General features: G+C 66.4%; 4 protein-coding genes. All 4 read left to right on the top strand.

Annotation, left to right across the window (positions count from 1 at the left end; genetic code table 11):
• A partial coding sequence (gene sucC, locus Q8L83_RS00550; protein WP_305284157.1) for an ADP-forming succinate--CoA ligase subunit beta occupies positions 1–837 on the top strand: 837 nt, incomplete at its 5' end.
• Complete coding sequence (gene sucD / locus Q8L83_RS00545; RefSeq protein WP_305284156.1) at positions 837–1,715, top strand: succinate--CoA ligase subunit alpha; 879 nt, start codon at positions 837–839, stop codon at positions 1,713–1,715. The genes sucC and sucD, both read left to right, overlap by 1 nt.
• Positions 1,716–1,790: 75 nt before the next feature.
• Positions 1,791–4,742, top strand: coding sequence for a 2-oxoglutarate dehydrogenase E1 component (locus tag Q8L83_RS00540; protein ID WP_305284155.1), 2,952 nt, complete (start codon positions 1,791–1,793; stop codon positions 4,740–4,742).
• A 45-nt stretch (positions 4,743–4,787) separates the two neighbouring features.
• Positions 4,788–6,020 (top strand): 2-oxoglutarate dehydrogenase complex dihydrolipoyllysine-residue succinyltransferase, encoded by a 1,233-nt coding sequence (gene odhB, locus Q8L83_RS00535; protein WP_305284154.1) that lies wholly within the window; start codon positions 4,788–4,790, stop codon positions 6,018–6,020.
• Positions 6,021–6,060: the final 40 nt, after the last annotated feature.

The following is a 6,060-nucleotide window of genomic DNA, read 5'->3' as shown; positions in this document are numbered from 1 at the left end:
CTGCTGGTCGACCGCGACACCAGCCGCGTCTCGGTGGTCGCCTCCACCGAAGGCGGCATGGACATCGAAGAGGTCGCCGCCTCGACCCCCGAAAAGATCATCAGCTTCTCCATCGACCCGGCCACCGGCGTCTTCCCGCATCACGGGCGGAACCTGGCCAAGTCGCTCGGCCTGACCGGCGGTCTGGCCAAGGAAGCCGCCACCCTGCTCGGCCAGCTCTATGCGGCGTTCCTCGCCAAGGACATGGAGATGCTCGAGATCAACCCGCTGATCGTCACCGAGGACGATCACCTGCGGGTGCTGGACGCCAAGGTCAGCTTCGACGGCAATGCGCTCTATCGCCATCCCGACATCGTCGAGCTGCGCGACACCACCGAGGAAGACGAGAAGGAAATCGAGGCGTCCAAGTACGACCTCTCCTACATCGCCCTCGACGGTGAGATCGGCTGCATGGTCAACGGCGCGGGCCTGGCCATGGCGACCATGGACATTATCAAGCTCTATGGCGCCGAGCCGGCCAACTTCCTCGACGTGGGCGGCGGCGCGACCAAGGAAAAGGTCATCGCGGCCTTCAAGATCATCACCGCCGATCCCAGCGTGAAGGGGATCCTGGTCAACATCTTCGGCGGCATCATGCGCTGCGACATCATCGCCGAGGGCGTGGTCGAGGCGGTGAAGGAAGTCGGCCTGCAGGTGCCCCTGGTGGTTCGCCTGGAAGGCACCAATGTCGAGCTCGGCAAGCAGATCATCGCCGAGAGCGGCCTGAACGTCGTGTCCGCCAATGATCTGTCGGACGGCGCAGAAAAGATCGTCAAGGCCGTTCGGGAAGCCGCTTAATGTCCATCCTCATCGGTAAAGAAACCCGTGTCATCTGCCAGGGCATCACCGGCAGCCAGGGCACCTTCCACTCCGAACAGGCCATCGCCTACGGCACCAAGATGGTCGGCGGCGTGACGCCCGGTAAGGGCGGCTCCACCCATATCGGCCTGCCGGTGTTCGACACCGTCAGCGAGGCGGTCAACCAGACCGGCGCCGAGGCCAGCGTGATCTATGTGCCGCCGCCGTTCGCCGCGGACTCGATCCTCGAGGCGATCCAGGCCGAGATCCCGCTGATCATCTGCATCACCGAGGGCATCCCGGTGGCCGACATGGTCAAGGTCAAGCGCGCCCTGTCGGGCTCCAAGTCCCGCCTGATCGGCCCCAACTGCCCCGGCGTGCTGACGCCGGATGAGTGCAAGATCGGCATCATGCCGGGAAATATCTTCAAGCGCGGCTCGGTGGGTGTTGTCTCCCGCTCCGGCACGCTTACCTACGAAGCTGTGTTTCAGACCACGCAGGTGGGCTTGGGCCAGACCACGGCCGTCGGCATCGGCGGCGACCCGGTCAAGGGCACCGAGTTCATCGACGTGCTTCAGATGTTCCTCGACGACGACGAGACCGAGTCGATCATCATGATCGGCGAGATCGGCGGCGCAGCCGAGGAAGCGGCGGCGGAATTCATCAAGAATTCACCGAAGAAGAAGCCTATGGTCGGATTCATCGCGGGACGCACCGCCCCTCCCGGGCGGCGGATGGGTCACGCGGGCGCAATCATCTCGGGTGGCAAGGGCGGCGCCGAGGACAAGATCGCGGCGATGGAAGATGCGGGCATCCGCGTTTCTCCCTCTCCGGCGAAACTTGGCGAAACCCTGCTCCAGGTGCTCAAGGGCGCCTGACACAATCAAGCGTATGGCGGTCCGCCGTCGGCTCCTCTCACCAAGAAGCTTCGCGGGCCGTCTGGAAGCGGAAGCATGGCGGACGACGCAGGTCTGATTAACGAGGTTCTCGCCGAGACTTCGTTCCTTTATGGCGGCAACCTGGCCTTCGTAGAGGATCTCTACGCCCAGTGGGCGGAGAACCCCGGGTCGGTGGAGCCTTCGTGGCGCGCCTTCTTCGCCTCGCTCCACGAGCGGGCCGAGGAGATCAAGCAGGCCGCCGCCAAGCCCGGCTGGGTCCGCCCTGACGCGCCCGCCGCGCGCCCCGACTGGCTTTCAGCCCTGGACGGTCTCTGGCCGGCGGTCGAGGCCAAGCTCGAAAAGAAGGTGGCCGAGCGGGCGCCTGCCGCCTCGATCGACGCGGTGCGCGCCGCCACCCTGGATTCGCTCCGCGCCATCATGATGATCCGGGCCTACCGGATGCGCGGCCATCTGCGGGCCAATCTCGATCCCCTGGGCATCGCCATCGTGCCTGGCGACGCCAGCGAGCTGGACCCCGCCTCCTACGGCTTCACCGAGGCCGACTACGACCGGCCCGTCTTCCTGGACTATGTGCTGGGCCTCGAGACCTCCACGATCCGGGAAATCCTCGAAATCCTGCGCCGCACCTACTGCGGCGACATCGGCGTGCAGTACATGCACATCTCCGATCCGCACCAGAAGGCCTGGATGCAGGAGCGGATCGAGGGCCGCAACAAGGAGATCGAGTTCACCGAGAAGGGCAAGGTGGCCATTCTCAAGAAGCTGATCGAGGCCGAGGGCTTCGAACGCTTCCTGCACCGCCGCTTCCCCGGCACCAAGCGCTTTGGCCTGGACGGCGGCGAGGCCATGGTCCCGGCGCTCGAACAGATCATCAAGCGCGGCGGGGCGCTGGGCGTCCGCGACATCGTGCTGGGTATGCCCCACCGGGGTCGCCTGAACGTGCTGGCCGCGGTGATGGGCAAGCCCTATCGCGTGATCTTCCACGAGTTCCAGGGCGGTTCGTCCCTGCCCACCGACATCGAGGGCTCGGGCGACGTCAAATACCACCTGGGCGCCTCGTCGGACCGTGAGTTCGACGGCAATTCGGTCCACCTGTCGCTGACCGCCAATCCCAGCCATCTGGAGATCGTCAATCCGGTGGTGATCGGCAAGGCCCGCGCCAAGCAGGCCTTCACCCTGCGGGAAAACCCCGAGGCCGGCCGCGGCCATGTGCTGCCCCTGCTGCTGCACGGGGATGCGGCCTTCGCCGGCCAGGGCGGGGTGGCGGAGTGCTTCGCGCTGTCGGTCCTCAAGGGCTACGGGGTCGGCGGTTCGATCGACTTCATCGTCAACAACCAGATCGGCTTCACCACCAGCCCGAAGAACAGCCGGTCTTCGCCCTATCCCTCGGACGTCGCCCTGATGGTCGAGGCGCCGATCTTCCACGTGAACGGGGACGACCCCGAGGCCGTGGTGTTCGCCGCCAAGGTGGCCACCGAGTACCGCCAGCAGTTCGGCAAGGACGTGGTCATCGACATGTTCTGCTATCGGCGGTTCGGTCACAACGAGGGCGACGACCCGACGATGACCCAGCCCCTGATGTACGCCAAGATCAAGGGCCACCCCTCGACGCGGGAAATCTACACCCAGCGCCTGATCGACGAGAAGGTCGTCACGGCGCAGGAGGTGGACGCCTGGATCGCCGAGTTCGCCGACTTCCTCGACAAGGAATTCGACGCCGGCAAGGACTACAAGGCCAACAAGGCCGACTGGCTGGACGGCAAGTGGTCGGGCCTGACCCTGCCCACCACCGAGGACCGCCGCGGCGACACCGCCGTGCCGCTTCAGAAGCTGCTGGACCTCGGCCGCAAGATCACCGCGACGCCGGAACGGATCACCGTCCACAAGACCGTGGCCCGGGTGCTGCAGACCCGCCGCGAGGCCATCGAGAGCGGCGAGGGGCTGGATTGGGCCACCGCCGAGCACCTGGCCTTCGCCGCCCTGCTGGACGAGGGCTATCCGGTGCGCCTGTCGGGCCAGGACAGCGCGCGGGGCACCTTCACCCAGCGCCACTCGGCTCTGATCGACCAGAAGACCGAGGAAACCTACTTCCCGCTGCGCAACCTCTCGCCGACCCAGGCGCACTTCGAGGTGCTGGACTCCGCCCTGTCGGAAGAGGCGGTGCTCGGGTTCGAATACGGCTTCTCCCTGGCCGAGCCGCGGACACTGACCCTGTGGGAGGCCCAGTTCGGGGACTTCACCAACGGCGCCCAGGTGGTCATCGACCAGTTCATCTCGTCAGGCGAACGCAAGTGGCTGCGGATGAGCGGCCTGGTGATGCTGCTGCCCCACGGCTATGAGGGCCAGGGGCCGGAGCACTCGTCGGCCAGGCTCGAGCGGTTCCTGCAGTCCTGCGCCGAGGACAATATGCAGGTGGCCAACTGCACCACCCCGGCCAACTATTTCCACATCCTGCGTCGCCAGCTGCTGCGGGAGTTCCGCAAGCCGCTGATCCTGATGACGCCCAAGAGCCTGCTGCGTCACAAGAAGGCGACCTCGCGCCTCACCGACATGTCGGAGGGTTCGTCCTTCCACCGGGTGCTGCTGGACGACGCCGAGCGGGGCGAGAACACCACGGTCGCCCTGGTTCCCGACGACAAGATCCGCCGGGTGATCCTGTGCTCGGGCAAGGTCTATTACGACCTGCTGGAGGCCCGGGAGGCCAAGGGGATCAACGACGTCTATATCCTGCGCCTGGAGCAGTTCTATCCCTGGCCGGTGAAGTCCCTGTCCAACGAGCTCAAGCGCTTCAAGGACGCCGAGCTGGTCTGGTGCCAGGAAGAGCCCAAGAACATGGGCGGCTGGACCTTCGTCGATCCGTGGCTGGAGCTGACCCTCGAGCGTCTGGACGTCAAACCCCGCCGCGCCCGCTATGTGGGCCGTCCGGCCTCGGCCTCGACGGCCGCCGGTCTGATGAGCCGCCACCTGGCCGAGCTTGAAACCTTCCTCAACGAAGCCTTCGCCTAGGGCCTCGTCCGTCTAAGAACTGAATAAGAACAGGAATCTACCGCTATGGCCGACATCATGACCCCCGCCCTGGGCGAGTCCGTCACCGAGGCGACGGTGGCGCGCTGGGCCAAGAAGGCGGGCGATGCCGTCCGTAAGGACGAAATCCTGGTCGAGCTGGAGACCGACAAGGTCAGCCTCGAAGTCGCCGCCCCCGCCGACGGTGTGCTGAGCGAGATCCTGGCCGGCGAGGGCGACACCGTCGAGCCCGGCACGGTGCTGGGCAAGATGTCCGAAGGCGGCGCGGCCGCTGCGCCGGCCAAGGCTGAGGCCCCCAAGGCCGAAGCGCCCAAGGCTGAAGCCAAGCCCGAGCCCAAGGCCGAAGCCCCCAAGGCGCCGGCCCAGCCCGAGGTGATGACCAGCAAGCCCGCGGCCCCTTCGGCCCAGCGGATCGCCACGGAAAACAGCCTCGACCTCTCCAAGGTCGGCGGCTCGGGCAAGGACGGCCGGGTGACCAAGGGCGACGCCATCGCCGCCCTGGAGGCTCGCGCCAGCGCCCCGGCGCCGGCCGCGGCGCCCGCCGCGCCCCGCGAGCTGCATGAGCGCGAGGAGCGGGTCCGCATGACCCGCCTGCGCCAGACCATCGCGCGCCGCCTGAAGGAGGCGCAGAACAACGCCGCCATGCTGACCACCTTCAACGAGGTGGACATGAGCGCGGTCATGGCCCTGCGCACCGAATACAAGGACGTGTTCGAGAAGCGCCACGGGGTCCGCCTGGGCTTCATGAGCTTCTTCGTGAAGGCCTGCATCGCGGCCCTCAAGCAGGTGCCCGACGTCAACGCCGAGATCGACGGCCAGGACATCATCTACAAGAACCACTACGACATCGGCGTGGCGGTCGGCACCGAGAAGGGCCTCGTGGTCCCGGTCATCCGTGACGCCGACGATATGAGCCTGGCCGGGGTCGAAAAGGCCATCGGCGCCATGGGCAAGAAGGCCCGCGACGGCCAGCTGGCCCTGGACGACCTGCAGGGCGGCACCTTCACCATCTCCAACGGCGGGGTCTATGGCTCGCTGATGTCGACCCCGATCCTGAACGCGCCGCAGTCGGGCATCCTGGGCATGCACAAGATCCAGGAGCGCCCGATGGTCGTGAAAGGCCAGGTGGTGATCCGCCCGATGATGTACCTGGCGCTGTCCTACGACCACCGCGTGGTGGACGGCCAGGGCGCGGTGACCTTCCTGGTGAAGGTCAAGGACGCCATCGAAGATCCCCAGCGTCTGCTGCTGGACCTCTAGTCCAGAGGCGCTTGTCTGGAGTAGATACGGGGCGTATATA

This window comes from Phenylobacterium sp. (genome assembly GCF_030680185.1).
Classification (GTDB): Bacteria; Pseudomonadota; Alphaproteobacteria; order Caulobacterales; family Caulobacteraceae; genus Phenylobacterium.
This window is presented reverse-complemented; position numbering and strand designations above follow the sequence as displayed.

Bases quoted from the DNA above. Each gene is read 5' to 3' on its own strand.
- sucD (WP_305284156.1), top strand. From the start codon at position 837: ATGTCCATCCTCATCGGTAAAGAAACCCGTGTCATCTGCCAGGGCATC.
- Q8L83_RS00540 (WP_305284155.1), top strand. From the start codon at position 1,791: ATGGCGGACGACGCAGGTCTGATTAACGAGGTTCTCGCCGAGACTTCG.
- odhB (WP_305284154.1), top strand. From the start codon at position 4,788: ATGGCCGACATCATGACCCCCGCCCTGGGCGAGTCCGTCACCGAGGCG.